This is a genomic window from Pseudomonas sp. CK-NBRI-02, from assembly GCF_008124495.1.
GTDB lineage: Bacteria > Pseudomonadota > Gammaproteobacteria > Pseudomonadales > Pseudomonadaceae > Aquipseudomonas > Aquipseudomonas guariconensis.
On record NZ_VSJH01000021.1, the window covers coordinates 134,223 to 157,898 of the forward strand.

The following is a 23,676-nucleotide window of genomic DNA, read 5'->3' on the forward strand; positions in this document are numbered from 1 at the left end:
TACCGCGGCGGCGGGAGCATGTCCCTCTTCCTTCTCATTAAAGACGCTTTCCGCGAAGAGTAATTCCCGCGCAGATAAATTCTGTTATCTGTCTTTAGTCGCAGGTGCCGAAACGACCAAGGCGGCCGATCAGCGAAGGTGCTCGCTGGCAAGGATAGGGGGCTTACGCCCAGATGGGAAATTTCTCTGTTTGATAGCGCAAATAGAAGCGAGTAATCACCGATTAATCCCCTAGTAATTGCAGGAAGCGAAGTAAGGCGGCTTCCTCCGCCTCCAGGCCTTGGCGCGCCCTGGCTTTGGGCAAGGTGGCCAGTCGGCCGAGCTGATAATGCTCCAGCACCGCCGGGTGGATATAGCAGCGTCGACACACCGCAGGCGTATTGCCCAGGCGCGTGGCCACCTGCCGGACGATAGCGGCAACCTGGCGGCGGGCCTCGCTTTCCGGTTGCCAGGCCAGGGGGCGCAACAGGTCCAGGGCAAGTGCGCTGCCAGCCCAAGTGCGGTAGTCCTTGGCGGTGAAGTCAGCACCCGTTAGCTGCTGCAGGAACTGATTGACCTCGCTCGAACCCACGGCATGTCGCTGGCCCTGTTCGTCCAAGTACTGGAACAAGGTCTGTCCCGGAAGCTCCAGGCAGCGCTTGATCAGCCGCGCCAGGCGTCGGTCGCGCAGGCTGACATCGTGTTCGACGCCCCGTTTGCCGCGAAACTGAAAGCGCACGGTACTGCCTTGGACCTGTACATGCCGGTTGCGCAAGGTGGTCAGGCCGTAGGAATTGTTTTCCCGCAGGTACTGGCGGTTGCCGATTCGGATCAGCGTGGTGTCGAGCAGGCTGACCACCAGGGCCATGACTTTTTCTCGGTCCAGGCCGGGTCGCGCCAGATGGCTATCCAGTTGCCGGCGCAGCCTGGGCAACGCTTGGGCAAAGGCCAGCATGCGATCGTACTTGTGCTGGTCGCGCAGTTCACGCCATTGGGCGTGGTAGCGATACTGCTTGCGTCCTCGGGCGTCGCGCCCGGTGGCTTGCAAATGGCCCTGGGGATCGGGGCAGATCCAGACGGCGGTATAGGCTGGCGGGATCGCCAGGGCGGCGATGCGGGCCAGCGTCTGGGCGTCGCGTATGCGTTTGCCATCGGTGTCGAAGTAGTGAAAGCGGTCGCGCCAGCGACGCCGAGTCAGCCCCGGTTGGCTGTCATCGACATAGTGCAGGGCTTGGGGCAGTGGGCAATCGAGCATGGGGCAATGTCCATCGACCAGTCACAGGACAATGGACAACGGCTGTCCGGTCAATGCTCAGCCCAGCAGCGCCACCGACTTGATCTGAGCCCACAGTGTCTGCCCGGGGTGCAACTCAAGCTGGTCCGCCGAATAGCGGGTGATACGCGCCAGCAGGGCATTGCCCGCCGCGTCCAGGCTCACCAGTACATGGGCCGGATTGTCGGCAGCGCGGCATTGAACGACCTGGACAGGCAGGCGGTTGAGAATGCTTGAGGTGCTGTCGGCGGCCAGCGCCAGGCTGACATCGCGTGCCTGCACCTTGAGCCTCAAGGTGCTGCCGATCACCAAGGCGGGATGGGCGATGCGCAGTGTGGGCGCGCAGTCGCCCATCAGGCGCAGATCGAACAGCCCATAGTGCGGGTCATGACCGGCGACCATTCCGTCGAGCACTACACCGGCATCCTCGCCTTGAGCCAAGGGCAGGCCGAGCCTTGCCAGGGTTTCGCTGATCGAGCCGCTGGCCAGTGCCTGGCCCTGTTCCAGTAGCACAAGATGGTCGGCCAGGCGCGCCACTTCATCCTGGGCATGACTGACGTACACCACGGGGATCTCCAGTTCATCGTGCAAACGCTCCAGGTACGGCAGGATCTCGCGTTTGCGCGCAGCGTCCAGGGCGGCCAGCGGCTCGTCCATCAGCAGCAGGCGTGGGCTGCTGAGTAGGGCGCGGGCGATGCCGACCCGTTGAGCCTCGCCTCCTGAGAGGGTCGCGGGACGGCGCTCGAGCAGAGCAGCGATGCCCAGCAGCTCGCAGGCATGAGCCAGGCTGACCTTGCGGTCGGCGCTGGGGACGCGTCGCCAGCCGAACTCCAGATTGCCGCGCACCGATAGATGAGGGAATAAGCTGGCCTCCTGGAACACGTAACCCACCGCTCGTTTGTGCGGTGCCAGGAAATAGCCTTTGGCGCTGTCTTCCCAGACTTCGCCGTTGACTTCGATGTAGGCGTGCTGGGCGCGCTCGAGGCCCGCCAGACAGCGCAGGCAGGATGTCTTGCCCGAGCCTGAATGGCCGAACAGGGCACTGACGCCGCGTCCAGGCAGATTCAGGTCGACGTTCAGGTTGAACTCGCCGCGCGCCAGGTCCAGGCGCGCCAGGATCGACGAAGGCATCTCAGCTCCAGCCTGCTCTTGCACGGCGACCTGCATAGAGCATCAGTAGCACCAGGAAGGAAAACACCAGCATGACGCCTGCCAGCCAATGCGCCTGCGGATAGGCCATGGCCTCGACATGATCGAAGATCTGCACCGAGACCACGCGGGTCTTGTCGGGGATGTTGCCGCCGATCATCAAGACCACGCCGAACTCACCGACAGTGTGGGCGAAACCAAGGACACTGGCGGTGACAAAACCGGGCCGGGCGAGCGGCAATACCACATGGACGAAGGTGTCCCAGGGGCTGGCGCGCAAGGTCGCGGCAACTTCCAGCGGACGCTGGCCGATGGCGGCGAAGGCATTTTGCAGCGGCTGGACCACGAAGGGCATGGAATACACCACTGAGCCGATCACCAACCCGCTGAAGCTGAATACCACGCTGCCCAACCCCAATGCCTGGGTAGCCTGGCCTAGCCAGCCGTGCGGGCCGAGGGCGATCAGTAGATAGAAGCCGATCACCGTGGGCGGCAGTACCAGCGGCAGGGCCACCACCGCACCGATAGGACCACGCAGCCATGAGCGTGTCCGCGCCAGCCACCAGGCGATGGGCGTGCCCAGCACCAACAGGATCAAGGTGGTCAGGCTGGCCAGTTTGATGGTCAGCCAGATCGCACCCAGGTCGCTGGCGTCCAGTGGCATCAGAGGTCATACCCGTAGGACTTGATCACCGCAGCCGCTTTCGGGCCCTTGAGGTAATCGAACAGGGCCTTGGCGGCCGGGTTGTCCTTGCCCTTTTCGAGGATCACCGCGTCCTGGCGGATCGGCTCGTGCAACGGCGCCGGCACGATCCAGGCCGAGCCGCTCTGCAACTTGCCATCCTTGTAGATCTGCGACAGGGCGACGAAGCCGAGCTCGGCATTGCCTGTGGAGACGAACTGGAAGGCCTGGGTGATGTTCTGGCCCTCGACCAGCTTGGCCTGGGTGGTTTCGGTCAAATTGAGCTTGTCCAGCACTTGGGTGGCGGCCAGGCCATAGGGGGCGGTCTTGGGGTTAGCGATGGCCAGGTGCTGAAAGGTGTTCTGCTTGAGGATCTCGCCTTTGTCATCCACATATCCAGGTTTGGCCGACCACAGAGCCAGGGTGCCGATGGCATAGGTGAAGCGCGAGCCGGGGACAATGGCCTTTTCCTGCTCGAGCTTGGCCGGCGTGCTGTCGTCGGCGGCGAGGAAGACGTCAAAGGGGGCGCCATTCTTGATCTGTGCATAGAACTGGCCGGTGGCGCCGGAGGCGACCACCAGCTTGTGGCCGGTGTCTTTCTCGAAATCCTTGGCGATGGCCTGGAGGGGCGCGGTGAAGTTGGCTGCGACGGCCACTTGGACTTCATCAGCCCAGGCGCTATTGAGCGTAATCAGGCCGGCCAGGACGCCAGCGGCCAAGGTGGACAGGCGGATGAGCATGCAGAGGGGCTCCTTGGGGGTATCGTTATGGTGCTGACTATATAGCGATAGGCCGCCGGACAGGAAGAGGCACGATGCAGGAGCGGGCTTTGCCTCGCGATGGCGTCAATCAGGGGGCAGTTCAGCGCCCGAGCTGCTCCAGCGCTTTGTTGGCGATCTCTAACGTCAGCTCGCTGGCCGAGCGGTGCCGACCCAGGCGCAGTGCCTGGCCGGCCCACAGGTTGCTGAAATCGCTGTTGCCCTGTGGGTCACGGATCGCCCTGAGCGGCATCAAGGCGCCGCCGGCGAGTGGGAAGCGCGGCGCCAGCGGGCTCATCGGCCCCAGCTCGCGCATGATACGGTTGTTGATGCCTCGCGCTGGACGTCCGGTGAACAGGTTGGTCAGGGCCGTATCGCTGGCCGGCGCGTTGTCCAGCGCATGGCGATGGGCTGCTGATACCTTGGCTTCGGGGCAGAACAGGTAAGCGGTGCCGATTTGCACCGCCGAAGCGCCCAGTGCCAGGGCGGCGACTAGTCCGCGATGATCACCGATGCCGCCTGCCGCGATCACCGGGATGCGCACGGCATCCACCACTTGGGGCACCAACGCGAAGGTACCGATCTGGCTGGTGATGTCGTCGCTCAGGAACATGCCTCGATGCCCGCCGGCCTCGTAGCCCATGGCGATGATCGCATCGCAGCCATTGGCCTCCAGCCAGAGGGCTTCTTCCACCGTAGTGGCGCTAGACAACACCTTGGCACCGCTGGCCTTCACTCGTTGCAGCAGTTCGACCTGGGGCAGGCCGAAATGAAAGCTCACCACCTCAGGACGCAATTGCTCCACCCACTGGCAACTCTGCTCGTCGAATGGCGCCCGGTTGGATACCGGCGTCGGCGCCTCGAAATCCGCCCCGACCTCGTCGTAATAGGGCTTGAGCGCTTGTTTCCAGCGCGCGTCGCGCACCGGGTCAGGCATTGGCGGCTGATGGCAGAAGAAATTGAGATTCAGTGGCCCCTGGCAACTGGCACGAAAGGCTTGTACTTCGCCGTGGAGCTGCTCGGCGGTGAGCATGGCACAGGGCAGGGCGCCCAGCCCGCCGGCATTGCCGACGGCAATGGCCATGGCCGAGCCGCTGGCACCGGCCATGGGCGCTTGGAGTATGGGCAACTGGATGCCCAGTAGGTCGAGGATACGACGGTCGGGCCAGGTGCTCATGCGCTGCTCCTTGATGACGGTGTGGCGGGTTTACAGGGCCTTGCTGACTTGAATGTCGCTGATCTTCTCGGCATCGTCGCCGTGGATCTTGCGCAGCGCTTCGAGCGCCTGCTCATGGGAGGCGTCAGGCATCAGGGCAAAGTCCCAACGGCGCTCGCCGTCGAGCTTGTACTTGATCACGTATTTGATGGTTTGAGTCATGACGGGCCTTAGACGAGTTTGGACGACGAGCGGCGGATGATCTTGATCTTGTGGGTGAAGGTCGGCTTGCGTGTCACCGAGATCGGGCGCGGGCTCACGGTGTCGATGGTGATATTCCAGAAGCCGGTGCTGGGTACGGTGATCTTGGCTGGGAACTTGATGAAGTGGCCACCGTGGTAGGTGTGCCGGCCGCCGTTCTTGAAGCTGCGGAAGTTGGCGTCATTCATCAGGCGGATGTTGCAGCGCTGGGAGCACTCGATGACGACCACGTCGTCCTCGTTCAAGTGCTCGCGCTGGTGTACGAATTTCATGAGGTGCTCCGCAAGGATTGGTTCTGCAAACATGAACGATACCACGATGTCAGGGTAGACTTGCGCGCGAGATGGTCGGGCCCAAGATAAATCTGCCAAAGCAGGGAGCAAATCAGCCCGACAGTGGTCGAAGCGTTTCTCGATGAAGGAAGGGGTAATGCGAATGAAGTGGTTGGTGCCCGCGATGCTGTTGGCATTGGGCGGCTGTGTCAGTGTTTCGGAGCTGGAGCAATCGCGCGAAACCTTGGATGTCATCTCCGGCAAGACGCCGCGCCAATACGCCGATTGCGTCAAGAGCAAGCTGGCAGATAGCCGTGACCCACTGGTCGAAGAGGCGCGTGGCGATGGCCTGCGCTTGATCGTTCCACAAAAAGTGCCGACAAGCGTCGGTCCTGCTGCCCTGGTGGACATCGACAAACGTGGCAGTGGCAGCAGCATCAAACTTCACGAGCGGCTGAACAATTTCCCGCTGCGCCTGGGCGATGTGCGCACCGCTGCGACCCAGTGCATCTCCGGAACTTGATCCAGCTCAGCAAATGAGCAGTTAGCAGGCGCAATGCCATTTTCTTGCCCGGTGATCGTTGTCGGTATCCGGGGATAGGCCTACTCTTCATGGGCTTATATCGTTTAAGCCTAAGCTTATAACAAGGAAATGGAGCGTCCCGTGAACACACCGTTGAGTCGCGTCGTGATCGGCAGTTTGCTGATCCTGGCCTGGCCTTCGGCGCATGCCGTCGATGGCCAGAAGATCTTCACCCAAGGTGGGCACAACCCCGCCGCCATGGCTTGCCTGGGCTGCCACGGACCGGATGGCAAAGGCATCGCCGCCGCAGGCTTTCCGCGCCTGGCCGGCCTGCCAGCGAGTTATCTGAGCAAACAACTGGCCGATTTTCGCAGTGGTAGTCGCAAGCAAGCGGTCATGGAGCCGCTCGCCAAGGCGTTGGACGAAGACGAAATCACCGCCGTCAGCACCTACCTGGCCAGCTTGCCGGCTGACCCGGCCCCCGACTTTCGCCGCCAGCAGATCGCCAATGATCCAGTGTCCCGCCTGGCCCACTATGGCGATTGGAGCCGGCAGATACCCGGTTGCGTGCAATGCCATGGGCCTGGTGGCGTTGGTGTCGGCGAGCACTTCCCGCCGCTGGCCGGACAACCGGCAGGCTACTTGACCGCACAGCTCAACGCCTGGCGCGACGGTAGTCGCAGCAACGACCCCAACCAACTGATGGTCGGCGTGGCCAAGGCCATGACCGAGGAGGAGGTCAAGGCCATCGCCGCGTTCTTCGCCCAGCCCGTCCGTCAGGAGGCCAAGCCATGAAGCCGATGATCCCGAGCCTGTTGCTGTTGGCCTTGGGCAGCGCCCAGGCTGCACCTATCGCGATGGAAGATCAGTCCCAGCTCAAGGTTCCAGGCAGCCACGCGCCTGCGATGTTCACCCCGCCGTCCGAAACTGATCTGCCGGACAACGCCTTTGGCAAGATGGTCCGTGAAGGCCATGCGCTATTCGTCGACACGCGCCGGCTGATGCCTGAAGCGGTCGGCAACGGCATGAACTGCAGCAACTGCCACCTGGACCAAGGGCGCCTGGCGTATTCCGCGCCGCTGTGGGGGGCGTATCCGATGTATCCGGCGTATCGCAAGAAGAACGACAAGGTCAACACTTTTGCCGAGCGTATCCAAGGCTGTTTCCAGTTCAGCATGAACGGCACGCCGCCGGCGGCCGACAGCCCACAGATGACAGCCCTCAGCGTCTATGCCTACTGGCTGTCGACCCAGGCGCCTACGGGTGTGGAAACACCGGGGCGCGGTTATCCCGAAGTAGCGCCACCGGCTGGCGGCTATGACTTCAAGCGTGGCGAGCAGGTCTACGGCGAGCAATGTGCAATCTGCCACGGTGACCAGGGCCAAGGGCAGAAAGTGGCAGGCGAGTATGTGATGCCACCGTTGTGGGGGCGCGATTCCTACAACTGGGGGGCCGGCATGCACCGGATCAATACGGCCGCTTCGTTCATCAAGCACAACATGCCCCTAGGCCGCCCCGGCAGCCTGAGCGATCAGCAGGCCTGGGACGTGGCAGCCTGGATCAACCGCCATGAGCGGCCACAGGATCCGCGGCTGGTGGAAGGCTCCATCGAGAAGACCCGGCTGAAGTTCCATGCCAACGATGGCGTGAACCTTTATGGGCAAAAAGTCGATGGCGTGTTGATCGGGCAGGGCAGCGGAGGCTGACGGCGGCTCTTGTCACACGCGTGACCCTGTGCTGTCACTGCCCTGCAACGGTGCCTGGTGTGCAATGGCCGCACTCTTCGACAAGGGGTGCGGCCATGGAACTCTGTGTGATCGGGGCGGGGTATGTGGGGCTGGTCACGGCAGCCTGTTTCGCCGAAATGGGCAACCACGTGGTGTGTCTGGAGCGTGACCAGGTGCGCCTGGCGCAACTGCGTCAGGGCCATTGCCCGATCTACGAACCCGGCCTGCAAGCGCTGCTACAGGCCGGGCTGGAGAATGGGTCGTTGAGTTTCAGCGACCATTGGAGCCACGCTCTGGCGTGCGCCGAGGTAGTGTTCATCGCGGTCGGTACGCCCAGTCTGGAGGACGGCTCTGCTGACCTTGGACACGTGTTGGCAGTTGCCGACAGCCTCGCACGCCATCTTTCTCGCGCGTGTCTGGTGGTGAACAAGTCGACCGTCCCGGTGGGCACGGCCGAGCGGGTCGCTCGACACATCGCCAATGGCTTGCGCGAGCGCGGTGCGCGGTTCGCCGTGCAGGTGGCGAGCAATCCTGAATTTCTCAAGGAAGGCAGCGCCGTCGAGGACTTCATGCGACCGGACCGTGTCATCATCGGCAGCGACAGCGAACAGGCCAGCCAGTGCCTGCAGCGCCTCTACAGGCCGTTCGTGCGCAACCGCGAGCGCGTGTTGCTGATGTCGCCGCGTGCGGCCGAGTTCAGCAAATATGCGGCCAATGCCTTCCTTGCCACGCGTATCTCTTTCATCAACGAACTGGCCGGGCTTTGCACGCACCTGGGCGTGGACATCGAGCAGGTACGTCGCGGCATCGGCAGCGATACGCGTATCGGCAGTCACTTCATCTATGCCGGCTGCGGCTATGGCGGCTCGTGCTTCCCCAAGGACGTGCGTGCACTGATCCATAGCGCCGAGCAGGCCGGATACCAGCCTGCCATCCTGCAGGCAGTGCAGGCGCGCAACGAGGTGCAGAAGACCGTGTTGTTCGAGGCGCTGCATCAGCACTTCGGTGGCTTTGTACGGGGGCGCACCGTAGCGATCTGGGGGTTGGCCTTCAAGCCCGGTACCGATGATGTGCGCGAGGCGCCCAGCCTGGTGCTGCTCGAGGCGCTGTTGGCGGCAGGCGCGCATGTCCAGGCCTGCGACCCGGCAGCGACGGCGGGGGTCGCCGAGCGCTACCGGCACGCGACGGCCAGCGGCCAGCTGCGCCTTACGCAGGATCCCTACGTCTGTGTCGAAGGCGCGGACGCGTTGGTGCTGGTGACTGAATGGAAACTGTTCCGCCAGCCGGATTTCCGCCGTGTGCGGGGGTTGATGCGCATGCCGGTGCTGTTCGATGGCCGCAATATTTACGATCCATCGGAACTATCTACACTGGGTTATCTCTATCATGGCATCGGTCGGCCAGGGGCGGGGCATTGTAAGGTGACCGCCGCCTGATTAGACTGCGCCGAATTCCACAGGCCCAGCCTTTGTTTAAGGATGTATATGATCAAAAAATGCTTGTTCCCGGCAGCCGGCTACGGCACCCGCTTCCTGCCTGCTACCAAAGCCATGCCCAAGGAAATGCTGCCGGTGGTCAACAAGCCACTGATCCAGTATGGCGTCGAAGAGGCGCTGGATGCAGGTCTGAGCGAGATCTCCATCGTCACCGGTCGCGGCAAGCGCGCCCTGGAAGACCACTTCGACATCAGCTACGAGCTGGAAAACCAGATCAAAGGCACCGACAAGGAAAAATACCTGGTTGGCATCCGTCGTTTGCTGGATGAGTGCTCCTTCTCCTACACCCGTCAGACCGAGATGAAAGGCCTGGGTCACGCCATTCTCACGGGTCGTCCACTGATCGGCGACGAGCCGTTCGCCGTGGTGCTGGCAGACGACCTGTGCGTCAACCCGGAAGGCGACGGCATCCTTACCCAGATGGTCAAGCTGTACAACCAGTTCCGTTGCTCGATCGTCGCCATCCAGGAAGTCGATCCGCAGGAAACCAACAAGTACGGCGTGATCGCTGGCGACATGATCCGCGATGACATCTATCGGGTGACCAACATGGTCGAGAAGCCCAAGCCGGAAGACGCCCCGTCGAACCTGGCGATCATCGGCCGCTATATCCTGACTCCGGATATCTTCGACATCATCCAGAACACCGAACCCGGCAAAGGCGGCGAGATCCAGATCACCGACGCGCTGATGAAGCAGGCCCAGGATGGCTGCGTACTGGCCTACAAGTTCAAGGGCAAGCGTTTCGACTGCGGTGGCGCCGAAGGCTACATCGAGGCGACCAATTTCTGCTTCGAGAATTACTACAAGACCGGCAAGGCGTACTGATTCGCCACTGTTGGTACGAAAGCCACCCTCGGGGTGGCTTTTTTGTTCCCGGCGGGTAACGGCGTTATGCTGGTCGCCAGCCAAGGAGACTGAATACATGGCCTACGATTTTGATCTGTTCGTGATTGGCGCCGGTTCCGGCGGTGTACGCGCGGCGCGTTTCGCCGCAGGCTTCGGTGCCAAGGTGGCGGTGGCCGAAAGCCGTTACCTGGGCGGCACCTGTGTCAACGTCGGTTGCGTGCCAAAAAAACTGCTGGTGTACGGCGCCCATGTGGCCGACGAGCTGGAGCAGGCCGCCGGTTTTGGCTGGACGCTGGAGGAAGGGCATTTCGACTGGGGCACCTTGATCGCCAACAAGAACCGTGAGATCGAGCGCCTCAACGGCATCTACCGCAACCTGCTGGTCAACAGCGGCGTGACCTTGCTGCAAGGGCATGCCCGTATCACCGGTGCCCACGAAGTCGAAGTCGAAGGCCAGCGCTACAGCGCCGAACACATTCTCATCGCCACTGGCGGCTGGCCACAGGTGCCGGATATTCCGGGCAAGGAGCTGGCGATCACCTCCAACGAGGCGTTCTACCTCAAAGAACTGCCGCGTCGTGTACTGGTGGTCGGTGGCGGCTACATCGCCGTCGAGTTCGCTGGCATCTTCCAGGGCCTGGGCGCCGATACCACGCTGTTGTACCGCGGTGACCTGTTCCTGCGCGGCTTCGATGGCTCGGTGCGTACCCACCTCAAGGAAGAACTGCAAAAGCGCGGTCTGGATCTTCAATTCAACGCCGATATCCAGCGTATCGACCAGCAGGCCGATGGCAGCCTCAAGGCAACCCTCAAAGATGGCCGCGAGCTGTTCGCCGATTGTGTGTTCTATGCAACCGGGCGGCGTCCGATGCTGGACAATCTGGGGCTGGAAAACACTGGTGTCGAGCTCGATGACCGCGGCTTTATCCGGGTGGACGATCAGTACCAGACCACCGAACCCTCGATCATCGCCATCGGTGATGTGATCGGTCGCGTCCAGCTCACACCGGTGGCCTTGGCCGAAGGCATGGCAGTGGCTCGTCGTCTGTTCAAGCCCGAGCAGTACCGCCCGGTGGACTATCAGAACATCCCCACTGCCGTGTTCAGCCAGCCGCCGATCGGCACCGTGGGCCTGACCGAGGAGCAGGCGCTGGAAGCCGGGCACAAGGTTCAGATCTTCGAAAGCCGCTTCCGCGCCATGAAACTGACCCTGACGGACATCCAGGAAAAGACCTTGATGAAGCTGGTCGTCGACGCTGAGACCGACAAGGTCTTGGGCTGCCACATGGTCGGGCCGGATGCCGGGGAAATCATCCAGGGCCTGGGTGTGGCCCTGAAGGCTGGCGCGACCAAGCAGCAGTTCGACGAAACCATTGGCGTGCACCCGACCGCTGCCGAAGAGTTCGTGACCATGCGCACCGCGACACGTTGATCCCGCCTTGTCAGCTCCTTCATGGCCTCGCTGCAACGGGGCCATGATTCTTACTTGCCTGCCGTGAATTTCACCTGCCTGGCTGGTAAGTCATCCGACATATTGTTCTTGAGACCTTCCTGATACTGCACCCACGTCCGGCAACCGGACAGCAGCCTGACACTTGCATGGCTGTCAATCAGCAATCAGAAGGTGATCATGAAAACACTCTATAAAGCCTTGTGCGCAGCCTGCGGCAGCGCGCTTCTCTATGCTGGTATCGCGCAGGCGGATCACGGCGAAATCAGCATCAGTGGTCAAGTGCTTGCGCCGACCTGCATCGTCAATGGCGGTAATGGCAACTTGCCGGTCAGTCTGCCTGACGTCAATGCGACCTTGCTGTCTCGGCCTGGACAGATGGCCGGGCAAACGTCCTTCCAGCTGCGCTTGACCAACTGCGCCCCAACCGTAAGCCGGGTCTCGACCTACTTCGAGCCTGGCCCAACCATTAGCCCCGAGGGACGGCTCATCGTGGATGCCGGCGGTAGCCGCAATGTCCAGATTGAACTGCTCAATAGCAGCTTCGCACCAATGGACTTGTCGGCCGCCAAACGCAGCCAGCGCTCCCAGACCGTGCTGATCGTCGGTGGTAACGCCACGCTCGACTATCACGCGCGTTACTACGCGACCGGGGCCGCTACGCCAGGACTGGTCTCCACCCGCGTCCAGTATTCGCTCGATTACCTCTGAGCTTCCTCGGACAGGCCTGAGCGCCTGTCCTCGCCATTTACAGAACAAGGCATTCGATGTTCTTTCAACTCAACGCCCTCAGGCGCTGGGCGCTGCTGGCTGTATGGCTGTCTTGCGCCGAAGCAGGTGCCAGCGTGGTCATCTCCAGTACGCGTGTCGTTTATCCGGCCGACCAGGCCGAGATTACCCTCAAGCTCAGCAACGAAGGGCTCAATCCATCGTTGGTCCAGGCCTGGGTCGATGACGGCTCTGCCCAGGTGGATGCGCAGGCGCTACACGCGCCGTTCAGCCTCGTGCCCTCATTGTTTCGCCTGGATCCAGGCAAGGGGCAGAGCCTTAGACTGTTCCATACGGGCGAAACGATGCCCCAGGACCGTGAAAGCCTGTACTGGCTCAATGTGCTCGACGTCCCCCCCAAAGGCACAGGCAACACGCTTCAGGTTTCCCTGCGGACCCGTATCAAGCTGTTCTATCGCCCCATGAGGTTGTCAGGCAATGTCGCAGAGGCGCATCAGATGCTGCGCTGGCGTGTTTTGCGCGATGGGGCTGGCGGGGTGCTGCAGGTCGACAACCCCAGTCCGTACTTCGTCAATCTCGCCAAATTGGAGGTGCATCAAGGTAACCAGGTGCTCGACATCGAGCCCGGCCATATAGCGCCTTTTTCGAACACTCGATTCGCCGCGCCAGGCTTGAAGACTGGCGGTATCGTCCAGGTGCGCTACGCATTCATCGACGACTACGGCGCGGTGCATGAACGGCCAGAAGCCGTACATGCGAGCGGGGCGGGCTGAGGCTTGTCATGAGCCGCAGGACATTCGTCGACTGTGTGCCAGGGTGTCTGCTCGCCTGTCTTGGGGGGGAGCCGGTCCTGGCGATCGAGTTTGACGCAGGGCTGCTCAAGCAAGGCTCGTCATTGGACGTGCGCCGTTTCGAGAGGGAAGCGGTCGTCCCGGAGGGGCGTTTCACCCTGGACATTGTGCTCAACCAGCAGTGGAAAGGTCGGTTGCCTGTCTTGCTAAAGAAGCAAACGCTGACTAACCAGGCAGCGCCTTGCTACAGCAAGGGCTTGTTGCAGCGTCTGGGCTTGGATCTGCAATCCTTGGCCAGCGAGACCCAGAGCGTCCTCAAGGAAGATGACGCGTGTCTGCCCTTGTCCCAGCTACAAGTGCCTTCTAGTGAGACGCTGGATTTTGGCGCATTGCGGTTGGATCTGGTGATAGCGCAACAAGCCCTGGACCGCCAATCCAATGGTCACTTTCCCGCAGACCAGTGGGACAGCGGGGTAAATGTGGGCTTTATCGACTACCGGCTCAACCTCCATCAGCAGCGATCCAGACAGCAGGGCAGTGGTACTCGTCAAGGGTACCTGGGCCTGCGCATGGGGTTGAACACAGGGGACTGGTACTGGCGTCACGAGGGGCGCTGGCAAGGGCGTGATGCCGGGGCCTCGCACTATCAGGCGGGTGGATTGTCGGTCAGGCGGGACATTCCTACGTGGTCATCGCAAATGACACTCGGTGATAGCTACAGCCGTGGCGACGTTTTCGATACCGGCGCGTTGCGTGGCGTGTTGTTGAACAATGACGAGCGCATGCTCCCGCAGACCCAGCGCGGTTTTTCCCCCGTGATCAGCGGTGTGGCAAACAGCACGGCGTTACTGAGCATCCGCCAGCGCGGTGTGCTGGTGCACGAATCGACAGTAGCCCCCGGCCCCTTCGAAATCGACGACCTCTATGCCAGCGGCTTGCACGATGACCTTGAGGTCACTCTGCGCGAGGCCGATGGCGAGGTGCGAACCTTCTTCGTGCCGAGCCAGGCCGCACCGCTTGCCTTGCGCCCAGGAAGCAAACGGTTCGAATTCGCAGCGGGTGTCTGGCGCGATGAGCTGGGGAAGATGGGGCCTGGCCATTTGCACGGGAGTTGGCAACAAGGGTTGAACAACCATCTGAGTGTGCATGGAGGTGCGTGGTTGGCCAGCGATTATCTGGCCAGTGCCATGGGGGTGGCGATAAACAGTGGCGTCGGTGCTGTCGGCCTGACGCGCTACCACAGCCGCGTTTCGCTGGATCGGGAACGACAAGGGCACGCCTGGCGGATGAGCTGGCGACACAGGCTCACTGCATGGGAGACCGACCTTGGCGCGACATTGACGCAATACGCAGGCTATTACCGTTTCGACGATTTTGCCCAGGCGAGCCAAGGCCATGTGTTGGCCCCTGCGCGGCGGCGGGTCGGACTTACCGTCAACCGGCCGTTGGGCTCGCAAGGTGGTCGTCTGACGCTGATGGCGGGTTGGGGGCAGGGCGCAGAACGCCAAAGCAGTTACAGCCTGGGCTACAACAACCATCTGGGGAAACTCAACTATGGGATGCGGTTCGACCGTGAGCGGCGACCTTCTGGCCAGGCGCTCGACACATTCACGCTCACGGCCAGCCTGCCGCTTGGGGAGCGGCGTCGTGCTTCGTTGAGCAGTGGGATGACATGGGGGGCTCAGGGGCAGGGCCGTTCGAATGTGCGCTTGCGTGCAACGGCTGGGGAGCGTGGGCAATGGGGGTATGGGCTGGCTGCAGTGCGTCAGGAAGGGACGCGGGGCGGGGCAGGGCTGGATGCCCATCTGCTGCACCGTGGTTCGTTTGGCGAGCTGAACGCCTCGTTCGCCAATCGGCACACTCATCACCAAGCCTCAATGGGCGCCCAAGGGGCTCTGGTTGCCCATCCGGGGGGCTTGTCCATGGCCCCGCCGCTTGGGGAAAGCTTTGCGATTGTCCATGCACCGGGTGCGAGCGCGGCGCGGCTTCGCCAGCATCCTCAGATACGCCTGGATGAGCGTGGGTTCGCGGTGGTACCAGCATTGCTGCCGTATGGCCTGAACACGGTGGAGCTCGACCCCAAAGGCATGTCCAAGGATGTCGAGCTGCAACTCACTGGCCAGTCGGTAGTGCCGCGGTCAGGCGCGGCAAGTTGGTTGCACTATCCAACCCGTAGTGGTCATCCACTGATGCTGCACGTGCTCAAGGTGAGCGGACAGGCATTGCCCTTCGGTGCATTGGTACTGGATGAAGCGGGTAGTGAGCGAGGGATGGTCGGCCAGGGCAGCCGCCTGCATGTGCGTGGCGATGCGCAGCGAGGCCGGTTCAAGGTCATTTGGGGGGAGGCGGGTGATCAACAGTGCTGGCTGGACTATAGCGCCGGTCCCAGCGGGAGGCTCGAGGCATCGGCGTGTGTACAGGCCGACGCGTCTTAGGAATCAAAGCATCTATTGGGATTGGCGACTTATAGCCAAAACCAATCACAAGCATGAGGTTTGCCAATGAGCCTTTATCGGAGCCTGCGGTTAGGATTCTCTCCGTCAACTGATTTCAACCCATGAAGGAGCGTCTCCATGCCTATCATCAACAGCCAGGTCAAACCGTTCAACGCGACTGCCTACCACAAGGGCGAATTCGTCCAGGTCAGCGAAGCCGACCTCAAAGGCAAGTGGTCCGTCGTGTTCTTCTACCCAGCTGACTTCACCTTCGTTTGCCCGACCGAGCTGGGTGACCTTGCTGACAACTACGCCGAGTTCCAGAAGCTGGGCGTGGAAATCTACGGCGTGTCCACCGACACCCACTTCACTCACAAAGCCTGGCACGACACGTCGGAAACCATCGGCAAGATCCAGTACCCGCTGATCGGTGACCCGACCCACGTCATCGCCCGTAACTTCGACGTGCTGATCGAAGAAGCCGGTCTGGCGGATCGCGGTACTTTCGTGATCAACCCGGAAGGTCAGATCAAGATCGTCGAAATCAACGACGGCGGTGTAGGCCGCGATGCCAGCGAGCTGCTGCGCAAGGTCAAGGCTGCCCAGTACGTCGCCGCCCACCCAGGTGAAGTTTGCCCGGCCAAGTGGAAAGAAGGCGAAGCCACCCTGGCGCCATCGCTGGACCTGGTCGGCAAGATCTAAGCCGATGTGTAAGTCGCGAGCGGTAGCCAGTCGCCAAAGCTGAAGTAGCCACCGCCCCGTAAAAACGCCCGGGCGACCTCGCCTGGGCGTTTTTGTATCCAAGTTTTGAAAAAAGGAATCGCCCGTATGTTGGACGCCACGCTTAAATCGCAACTGAAAACCTACCTGGAGCGGGTCACCCAGCCGATCGAGATCGTTGCTTCCCTCGACGACGGCGCGAAATCCCGCGAATTGCATGACCTGTTGGTGGAAATCGCCAGCCTGTCGAACCTCATTACCCTGCGCGAGGACGGCTCCGACGCCCGGCGTCCCTCGTTCTCGCTCAATCGTCCGGGGGCTGACATCAGCCTGCGTTTCGCCGGCATCCCCATGGGCCACGAATTCACTTCCCTGGTACTCGCGCTGTTGCAGGTAGGCGGTCACCCGTCCAAGGCCAGCGCCGAAGTGATCGAGCAGATCCAGGCCCTGGAAGGTGAGTTCACCTTTGAAACCTATTTCTCGCTGTCGTGCCAGAACTGCCCGGATGTGGTCCAGGCCCTGAACTTGATGGCTGTGCTCAACCCCAATGTGCGCCATGTGGCTATCGACGGTGCGCTGTTCCAGGAAGAGGTCGAGTCGCGCAAGATCATGGCGGTGCCGAGCATCTACCTCAACGGCGAGGTCTTCGGCCAGGGCCGCATGGGCCTGGAGGAAATCCTCGGCAAGATCGACACCAATGCCGGAGCCCGTGAGGCCGAGAAGATCAACGCCAAGGATGCCTTCGATGTGCTGGTGGTCGGCGGTGGTCCCGCTGGCGCTTCGGCAGCCATCTACGCCGCGCGCAAAGGCATTCGTACAGGCGTTGCTGCCGAGCGTTTCGGTGGCCAGGTACTCGACACCCTGGCGATAGAGAACTTCATTTCGGTCCAGGAAACCGAAGGACCGAAACTGGCCAGGGCGCTGGAAGAACACGTCAAGCAGTACGATGTGGACATCATGAACCTGCAACGCGGCGAAGCGTTGATCCCAGGCGTCAATGGCGCGCTGCACGAAGTTCGCCTGGCCGGCGGCGCTTCGCTCAAGGCCAAGACCGTGATTCTCGCCACCGGCGCCCGCTGGCGCGAAATGAACGTCCCTGGCGAGCAGGAATACCGCGCCCGTGGCGTGGCCTACTGCCCGCACTGTGATGGCCCGCTGTTCAAGGGCAAGCGTGTGGCTGTGATCGGCGGAGGCAATTCCGGCGTGGAAGCGGCCATTGACCTGGCCGGTATCGTCGCACAAGTGACGTTGATCGAGTTCGACAGCCAACTGCGTGCCGATGCCGTGTTGCAACGCAAGCTGCACAGCCTGCCGAACGTTAAGGTCATCACCAGCGCCCTGACCACCGAAGTGCTGGGCAATGGCGAGAAGGTCACGGGCTTGCGCTACAAGGATCGCAACAGCGATGAGCTGCACGACCTGGCGCTCGAAGGTATCTTCGTGCAAATTGGCCTGCTGCCGAACACCGACTGGCTCAAGGGCACGGTCGAGCTGTCGCCACGTGGCGAGATCATCGTCGACGCCAAGGGGCAGACCAATATCCCCGGCGTGTTCGCTGCAGGTGATGTGACCACGGTGCCGTACAAGCAGATCGTCATCGCCGTGGGTGAAGGGGCCAAGGCTTCGTTGGCAGCCTTCGACCACCTGATCCGCACCTCGGCGCCGGCATAAGCCTGCACCACCCTCTTCGCGGGTAAACCCGCCCCCACAGGTATAGCGCTGGTCTCTGGTTCTGCGCCGTACTTCTGGGGACGGGTTTACCCGTGAATGCTTTTGCGCGTTGTCAAAGCCAAACCTGAAGGTGTCTATGATTTATTGCAGACACCCTCGGGAATCACACTCATGACCCTGATCAGCCGCGAACCCTGGTGGCTAGAGCCACCCAAGCCCGGACAGAAGGAGCAGGACCTGCACTGGGGCTATCTGGAGATCTATGCCGACGGGCGCACGGTCTTTGTCGACCAGCGTCCCACCGACCAAGAGCTGGCCGAGCGTAAGAGTTGCCGCAACTTTCCTGACGCCGATCAGCCCTAAGGTCAGCCCTCCAGTGCGGCAAGGCGCGCCTCCAGCGCTGCGACCCGGGCTTCCAGAGCCTCGATCCGCTCATCCGACACACTGGTGCCGCTGTTGCTGCGCTCGGCGCCTTGCTGGCGTGCGGCGAGGATCTCCTCGATCTGCGCCGGGTCCCCAAGGGCGTGGGTGTAGCGGTCTTCGCGTTGGCCGGGCTGGCGTGGCAGGTGCAGCGCCAGGCCGCGTGAGACCAGACGCTCGAGCTGGTGCTGGATCTGCTCGACGTCTTCAAAGTCATGGAGGCGATTACTGCGGGTCAGCAGTTCGTTGAGGGTCTGCGGTCCGCGCAGGAACATCAGCCCCATCAGCACCAATTGAGCCGGCACCAACTCCAGTGCCTTGTCCACCCGGTGCTCCCAACGATCGGCGCGGCTGCCCATCTGCAGACGGGTCATTTCTTGCCCTTCGAGGGCACGCAGGGCCTGGCCGACCTGGCCGGCGGAGAGGTTCATCACCGGTTCACGGCTGGTCTTCTGGTTACAGGCCAGCACCAGGGCGTTAAGAGTCAGCGGGTAGGTTTCCGGGCTGGTGGCTTGTTTTTCGATCAGAGAACCGAGCACACGGATCTCGATGCTGTTGAAACGGCCTTCGCCTGCGGTTTCGTGTTCTGACATGGCCCTGTCTCATTGCGAGGAAAAGGCCACTAGCCTAGGTAATGCGGCAGGCTTAATCAATCAGACAATACTGCGAGGAAAACCCGCTCCGGTTGCCGGAGCGGGCTGGTACCTCAGGCGTTGCGGCGCTCCTGCCCCAGGCAAGCCGCTGCAGTGAACAGCACGTCGGTCGAGGAGTTGAGCGCGGTCTCGGCCGAGTCCTGCAATACGCCGATGATGAAGCCGACCGCCACCACTTGCATGGCGATCTCGCTGGGGATCCCGAACAGACTGCAGGCCAGCGGAATCAGCAGCAGCGAGCCACCGGCCACGCCCGAAGCGCCACAGGCACACACGGCCGCCACGACACTGAGCAGCACGGCGGTCGGCAGGTCCACCGTAATGCCCAGGGTGTGTACGGCGGCCAGGGTCAGCACGGTGATGGTGATTGCTGCGCCCGCCATGTTGATGGTCGCGCCCAGCGGGATCGATACCGAATAGGTGTCCTCATGCAGTCCGAGCTTTTCCGACAGCGCCAAGTTGACCGGAATGTTGGCCGCCGAGCTGCGGGTGAAGAACGCCGTGATGCCGCTTTCGCGTAGGCACATGAATACCAGTGGGTACGGGTTGCGACGGATCTTCCAGAACACGATCAGCGGGTTGACCACCAATGCCACGAACAGCATGCAACCGATCAGTACCATCAGTAGGTGCAAGTAACCAAGCAGAGCGTCCAGGCCGGACTGGGCCAGCGTCGAGGCGACCAGGCCGAAGATCCCCAGGGGGGCGAAACGGATGACCACGCGTACGATCAGGGTCACGCCGTTGGACAGGTCCTCGACCACGGTGCGGGTGGTCTGCCCAGCATGGCGGATGGCGACGCCCAGGCCGATGGCCCACGTCAGAATGCCGATGAAGTTGGCGTTGAGCAGCGCATTGACCGGGTTGTCGACGGCGCTCAACAGCAGGCCTTGCAGCACTTCGCTGATGCCGCCGGGAGCGGTGAGCGAGGCATCGCCGGTGCTGAGCACCAAGTTGGACGGGAACGCCATGCTGGCGACCACGGCCACGACCGCGGCGGCGAAGGTGCCCAGCAGGTACAGCCAGAGGATCGGTCTGATGTGGGTTTCCTGGCCGTGACGGTGATTGGCGATCGACGCCATGACCAGGATGAACACCAGTACCGGTGCCACGGCTTTCAGCGCGCTGACGAACACTTTGCCTAGAAAGGCCAGGTCACGGGCCACGGCCGGGGCGAGCAGAGCGAGGGCGATGCCGGCCACCAGGCCGATGCAGATCTGCGTCACCAGACCGGTGCGGTTGATGAGACGAAGGACAGGGGTCATGTGCAGCGGAATCTCGTTTTTGTAAAACCGGCAACTCTAACACAGAGCTTTGCCGGCCTGGTCTGAGCTCGGACGTTCGGGTCGCTTCGCATATAGCCACGAGCTACATTTCCTGCTGACTAATCCGTATTTCCCGCGGCGTGGATCACCAATGAAACAGATCCCGTCGCGCCCCCTCGGTAATCGCCACGATCCCTGGATGGGTGACCTTGCGTTCCACCGAAATGGCATAGAACGACTCGTTCACCGCCTCGGTCTGCCCGATCAGCTCGACGCCATACTGACGGCACACTTCTTCGGCGATCACGCTGGGCGCCACGAAAATCCCGCTACCGGACTGCCCGAAGGCCTGCATCAAGGCGCTGTCATCGAATTCGCCGATGATCCGTGGATGCAGCTGCTGTTCGGCCAACCAGCGCAGCAACCGGCTGCGGACCACGGTTTCCTGGCCCGGGATCAACAGCGGTGCGTCGTCCAGGCAGGTCGGGAAGGGCAGGGCATGCTGGCGCGCCAGCGCCGGGGTGGCGAAGAAACTCAGGCCGCACTCGCCCAGTTTCTGGCTGTAGCCCTTGATGTCCAGGTGGCTGGGCATCGGGCTGTCGGAGATCACTACATCAAGGCGCTGGATGGCAAGGTCGGCCAGCAGGCGTTCGAGTTTGTCTTCGCGGCAGTTGATGCGCAGGACGTTGTCCAACTCCATGGTCGGGGCCAGCAGTCGATAGACGATGGATTTGGGAACGACGTCGGCGACACCGACGCGAAACAGGATCTGTTCCTGAGGCCCTGCGCGCAGCAGGGCTTCCAGTTCACCGCCGATCTGGAACATCTGTTCGGCATAGCCCAGTGCCTGGCGGCCAGTCTCGGTCAGCTCCAACTGCCTGCCGACACGCTGGAATAGCTCCAGGCCGTAGGCTTGTTCGAACAGGCTGATCTGCCCGCTGATGGTCTGGGGCGTCAGGTTCAGTTGCTCGCTTGCGCGGGCGATGCTGCCGGTCTTGGCCACCACCCAGAAGTAGTGCAGCTGGCGATAATTGAGCATCCGACACTTTCCCGATTCGTAAAAATCGAAGTATAACCGCTAAAAATACGAATTTTCCTGATGTATGGCGTTCTCTAGAATGCCCACCCATAAGGCGCTGCATGCAGCGCCGGAAATTGGAAAAGCGAGGATTCCCATGTTGCAACTCAAATCCATCGGTACGCCCTTGGTGCTGGCCTTGGCCCTGTTCAGCCTGGCTGGCTGCGACCAGGCCGAGAAGTCCGCCCAGCAGATGCTCGATCAGGCCGCCGAGTCGGCCAAGCAGGCGATCGACAAGACCAACGAAGCTGCCCAACAGGCCCTGAGCGAGGCCATCGGCTCGGAGGGCGCCAAGCCCAAGGCCGCTGAAGAAAAAAGCGACACCCAAGACATCTGACCCGGACCCGATGCAGGACTAAATCATGGAATATTTGCTGGAACTCGCTGCAAGCCCCGCTGCCTGGGTCGCCCTGGCCACGCTGGTGGCCATGGAAATCGTGCTGGGCATCGACAACCTGATCTTCATTTCCATCCTGACCAACAAGCTGCCTGAGGCCTACCGCTCCAAGGCGCGGCGTATCGGTATCAGCATGGCGCTGATCATGCGCTTGGCGTTGCTCTCGACCGTGGCCTGGATCGTCCAGTTGACCGAACCTGTGATCGATGTGTTCGGCCACAGCTTCTCTTGGAAGGACATGATCCTCATCGCCGGTGGCCTGTTCCTGCTATGGAAAGCCACCAAAGAGATCCACGAGAACGTCGATCCGCATGGCGCCAAGGAAGAAGCCAAGGCTGGATCCACCGTAACTCTGGGCTTTGCCGCTGCGATCGGCCAGATCCTGATGCTCGACATCGTCTTCTCGATCGATAGCATCATTACCGCTGTAGGCATGACCGAGCACTTGCCGATCATGATCATCGCCGTGATCAGCGCCGTGGTCGTGATGCTGGTAGCTGCCGACCCGCTGGCCAAGTTCATCAACGACAACCCGACGGTGGTGATGCTGGCACTGGGCTTCCTGATCATGATCGGCATGACCCTGATCGCCGAGGGCTTCGGTGCTCATGTGCCAAAAGGCTACGTGTACGCCGCAATGGCGTTCTCGACTGCGATCGAAGTGCTCAACATCATGGCGCGCCGAGCTCGGCTCAAGCGCGAAGCTGCCGAGGGCTGATCGCTCGAAGCACAAAGGAGGGGGCGCAGTGCGCCCCCTTCGCTTTTTCTGGATTCGGGGGCTGACGGGTAGGGGAGCGGTCTATCGTGTGTGGGCCGCGTCGGCAGGCTGGGTTGAATGTCAGTGCGCCCCTGCGTGCCGCCGCGCACGACGCGCCGGCTGTGGTTTGGGCAACGTTTGCGGTGGCAGGTGATGGTGGGAATGCCTGCGCACGATGCGCAACACCCCCCACAGCATGGCGGCGGCGACGCTCACCCACATCCCCACCAGCATCAGTATCGCCATTGTCAGGCTCATGTGTGCCTCCTTCTCTCAGGCGCGCACGCGGCTCGCCTTCCAGACACTGCTTTAGTCTAGCCCGCCGGGCGGTGCGTTCCATTGACCGAAGGTCTATTCCCTTGGGCCGTTTCGTTCCAAGCCGGTGACGGGCTATACCCAAACACGCACCCAGCCTATGATCGGAACCCAGGGCCGGGCGCTGCCTGCCTGGCGACGGAACAAGCGAGTGCCCATGTTGCAAGAAACCTTCACTTCATCGCGCCGGCTGCTGGCCGCGTGCCTGGTCGCGGCCAGCCTGGCCGGTTGCGCCAGTGGTCCATCGCCTGTGGCGAAGGGCCAGGCGCAGCGGGTCGAGATCAGCAGCGTGCCGTTCTATCGCGGCAAGGCCAATCACAGCGGGGCCATGGCACTGGCGGCACTGCTGTCGCAACAGGGCGTGGTCATCACGCCGGGTTTGCTTGAAAAACCCCTTAACCTGCCACAGGGCGCCGACGCGCTGGGCGCCGGCATTCCCAAGGTAGCGCGTGAATACGGCATGGTCGTCTACCCACTGGATAACCGCCTTGAGGCCTTGCTGACCCAAGTGGCGGCAGGCAACCCGGTGCTAGTGCGTTACGAAGAAGGCTCGGCCTTTTGGAGTGAGCCACGCTATGCGGTGCTGATTGGCTATGACAGCTACAAAGGGCGGGTGCTGTTGCGTTCGGGGATGCAGCGTCGCCTGTTGATGGCGTTCGATGATTTCGAGGCTGCGTGGACGAAGACTGGAAGTTGGGCTGTGCTGGTGCAGCCACCGAAACAGCTGCCGGCTCAGGTGGACCGTCAGCGTTGGCTGCAGGCCGCCGACGAGCTGGCCCGGGCAGGCCAGGAAATCGCGGCGAAGCAGGCGGTCCGCAGCCTGGGCCAGTAATGCAATCGCGGGCCAAACCCGCTCCTGCAGCCAGGAGC

The 23,676-nt window shown here is 62.1% G+C and carries 26 protein-coding genes; 15 read left to right on the top strand and 11 right to left on the bottom strand.

The genetic code is table 11. From position 1 onward, the window contains the following. Window positions 1–223: 223 nt before the first annotated feature. The 7 genes from DQ397_RS15535 to DQ397_RS15560 form a co-directional block, all read right to left on the bottom strand. Complete coding sequence (locus tag DQ397_RS15535; protein ID WP_043211737.1) at window positions 224–1,234, bottom strand: DNA topoisomerase IB; 1,011 nt, start codon at window positions 1,232–1,234, stop codon at window positions 224–226. 57 nt (window positions 1,235–1,291) lie between these two features. Next, window positions 1,292–2,383 (bottom strand): molybdenum ABC transporter ATP-binding protein, encoded by a 1,092-nt coding sequence (gene modC / locus DQ397_RS15540; RefSeq protein ID WP_043211739.1) that lies wholly within the window; start codon window positions 2,381–2,383, stop codon window positions 1,292–1,294. Window position 2,384: 1 nt separating this feature from the next. Next, the gene (gene modB / locus DQ397_RS15545; protein WP_043211743.1) at window positions 2,385–3,065 is read right to left on the bottom strand and encodes a molybdate ABC transporter permease subunit; all 681 of its coding nucleotides are present in this window, start codon (window positions 3,063–3,065) and stop codon (window positions 2,385–2,387) included. Then, window positions 3,065–3,823, bottom strand: coding sequence for a molybdate ABC transporter substrate-binding protein (modA, locus tag DQ397_RS15550; protein WP_043211745.1), 759 nt, complete (start codon window positions 3,821–3,823; stop codon window positions 3,065–3,067). The genes modB and modA overlap by 1 nt, the downstream gene beginning before the upstream one ends. 121 nt (window positions 3,824–3,944) lie before the next feature. Beyond that, window positions 3,945–5,018, bottom strand: coding sequence for a nitronate monooxygenase family protein (locus DQ397_RS15555; protein WP_043211749.1), 1,074 nt, complete (start codon window positions 5,016–5,018; stop codon window positions 3,945–3,947). A gap of 30 nt (window positions 5,019–5,048) precedes the next feature. Continuing rightward, window positions 5,049–5,219, bottom strand: a complete 171-nt coding sequence (locus DQ397_RS24550; RefSeq protein WP_090344575.1) for a hypothetical protein — start codon at window positions 5,217–5,219, stop codon at window positions 5,049–5,051. 8 nt (window positions 5,220–5,227) lie between these two features. Continuing rightward, entirely contained in the window at window positions 5,228–5,530 is a 303-nt protein-coding gene (locus DQ397_RS15560; protein ID WP_043211751.1) for a DUF1883 domain-containing protein, read from the bottom strand. Window positions 5,531–5,693: 163 nt separating this feature from the next. Here DQ397_RS15560 and DQ397_RS15565 point away from each other — a divergent pair, with 163 nt between their 5' ends. The 12 genes from DQ397_RS15565 (at window position 5,694) to DQ397_RS15620 (ending at window position 18,284) form a co-directional block, all read left to right on the top strand. Then, window positions 5,694–6,053, top strand: a complete 360-nt coding sequence (locus DQ397_RS15565; protein WP_043211753.1) for a hypothetical protein — start codon at window positions 5,694–5,696, stop codon at window positions 6,051–6,053. Window positions 6,054–6,182: 129 nt separating this feature from the next. Then, window positions 6,183–6,848 (top strand): cytochrome c, encoded by a 666-nt coding sequence (locus DQ397_RS15570; protein WP_043211754.1) that lies wholly within the window; start codon window positions 6,183–6,185, stop codon window positions 6,846–6,848. Further along, on the top strand, window positions 6,845–7,759 hold the full coding sequence (locus tag DQ397_RS15575) for a c-type cytochrome (RefSeq protein ID WP_043211756.1): 915 nt from the start codon (window positions 6,845–6,847) through the stop codon (window positions 7,757–7,759). Before DQ397_RS15570 ends, DQ397_RS15575 begins: the two co-directional genes overlap by 4 nt. A gap of 95 nt (window positions 7,760–7,854) precedes the next feature. After that, complete coding sequence (locus tag DQ397_RS15580) at window positions 7,855–9,216, top strand: UDP-glucose/GDP-mannose dehydrogenase family protein (RefSeq protein ID WP_043211758.1); 1,362 nt, start codon at window positions 7,855–7,857, stop codon at window positions 9,214–9,216. A gap of 48 nt (window positions 9,217–9,264) precedes the next feature. After that, complete coding sequence (galU, locus tag DQ397_RS15585) at window positions 9,265–10,104, top strand: UTP--glucose-1-phosphate uridylyltransferase GalU (protein ID WP_043211760.1); 840 nt, start codon at window positions 9,265–9,267, stop codon at window positions 10,102–10,104. A 97-nt stretch (window positions 10,105–10,201) separates the two neighbouring features. Then, the gene (gene gorA, locus DQ397_RS15590) at window positions 10,202–11,557 is read left to right on the top strand and encodes a glutathione-disulfide reductase (protein ID WP_043211762.1); all 1,356 of its coding nucleotides are present in this window, start codon (window positions 10,202–10,204) and stop codon (window positions 11,555–11,557) included. 198 nt (window positions 11,558–11,755) lie between these two features. After that, a complete protein-coding gene (locus DQ397_RS15595) occupies window positions 11,756–12,286 on the top strand; it encodes a fimbrial protein (protein ID WP_043211764.1) in 531 nt (176 codons plus the stop codon). Between the two features lie 56 nt (window positions 12,287–12,342). Further along, a complete protein-coding gene (locus tag DQ397_RS15600) occupies window positions 12,343–13,077 on the top strand; it encodes a molecular chaperone (RefSeq protein WP_043211765.1) in 735 nt (244 codons plus the stop codon). Window positions 13,078–13,085: 8 nt separating this feature from the next. Next, a complete protein-coding gene (locus tag DQ397_RS15605; RefSeq protein ID WP_052352468.1) occupies window positions 13,086–15,530 on the top strand; it encodes a fimbria/pilus outer membrane usher protein in 2,445 nt (814 codons plus the stop codon). A 138-nt stretch (window positions 15,531–15,668) separates the two neighbouring features. Next, window positions 15,669–16,232 carry an alkyl hydroperoxide reductase subunit C gene (ahpC, locus tag DQ397_RS15610; RefSeq protein WP_043211767.1) on the top strand — a complete coding sequence of 188 codons (564 nt, stop codon included), beginning with the start codon at window positions 15,669–15,671 and terminating at the stop codon, window positions 16,230–16,232. 126 nt (window positions 16,233–16,358) lie between these two features. Continuing rightward, window positions 16,359–17,921, top strand: coding sequence for an alkyl hydroperoxide reductase subunit F (gene ahpF / locus DQ397_RS15615; RefSeq protein ID WP_043211770.1), 1,563 nt, complete (start codon window positions 16,359–16,361; stop codon window positions 17,919–17,921). 171 nt (window positions 17,922–18,092) lie between these two features. Further along, complete coding sequence (locus DQ397_RS15620; RefSeq protein WP_043211771.1) at window positions 18,093–18,284, top strand: hypothetical protein; 192 nt, start codon at window positions 18,093–18,095, stop codon at window positions 18,282–18,284. 2 nt (window positions 18,285–18,286) lie between these two features. Here DQ397_RS15620 and DQ397_RS15625 read toward each other — a convergent pair whose 3' ends face one another. The 3 genes from DQ397_RS15625 to nhaR all read right to left on the bottom strand — a co-directional run bounded on the left by DQ397_RS15625 (window position 18,287) and on the right by nhaR (window position 21,298). Further along, window positions 18,287–18,934 carry a YceH family protein gene (locus DQ397_RS15625; protein ID WP_043211773.1) on the bottom strand — a complete coding sequence of 216 codons (648 nt, stop codon included), beginning with the start codon at window positions 18,932–18,934 and terminating at the stop codon, window positions 18,287–18,289. 113 nt (window positions 18,935–19,047) lie between these two features. Continuing rightward, window positions 19,048–20,259: a serine/threonine transporter SstT gene (gene sstT / locus DQ397_RS15630; RefSeq protein ID WP_043211776.1), complete on the bottom strand. Its 1,212-nt coding sequence runs from the start codon at window positions 20,257–20,259 to the stop codon at window positions 19,048–19,050. A 145-nt stretch (window positions 20,260–20,404) separates the two neighbouring features. Further along, window positions 20,405–21,298, bottom strand: a complete 894-nt coding sequence (nhaR, locus tag DQ397_RS15635; protein WP_043211779.1) for a transcriptional activator NhaR — start codon at window positions 21,296–21,298, stop codon at window positions 20,405–20,407. A 136-nt stretch (window positions 21,299–21,434) separates the two neighbouring features. Here nhaR and DQ397_RS15640 point away from each other — a divergent pair, with 136 nt between their 5' ends. Beyond that, complete coding sequence (locus DQ397_RS15640; RefSeq protein ID WP_043211781.1) at window positions 21,435–21,674, top strand: hypothetical protein; 240 nt, start codon at window positions 21,435–21,437, stop codon at window positions 21,672–21,674. A 25-nt stretch (window positions 21,675–21,699) separates the two neighbouring features. After that, window positions 21,700–22,452 carry a TerC family protein gene (locus DQ397_RS15645; protein ID WP_043211783.1) on the top strand — a complete coding sequence of 251 codons (753 nt, stop codon included), beginning with the start codon at window positions 21,700–21,702 and terminating at the stop codon, window positions 22,450–22,452. Between the two features lie 120 nt (window positions 22,453–22,572). Here DQ397_RS15645 and DQ397_RS24555 read toward each other — a convergent pair whose 3' ends face one another. Continuing rightward, window positions 22,573–22,749, bottom strand: a complete 177-nt coding sequence (locus DQ397_RS24555; protein ID WP_167358087.1) for a hypothetical protein — start codon at window positions 22,747–22,749, stop codon at window positions 22,573–22,575. 157 nt (window positions 22,750–22,906) lie between these two features. On the opposite strand from DQ397_RS24555, the gene DQ397_RS15650 reads away from it, so the two are divergent. Further along, window positions 22,907–23,638, top strand: coding sequence for a peptidase C39 family protein (locus DQ397_RS15650; protein ID WP_043211785.1), 732 nt, complete (start codon window positions 22,907–22,909; stop codon window positions 23,636–23,638). Window positions 23,639–23,676: the final 38 nt, after the last annotated feature.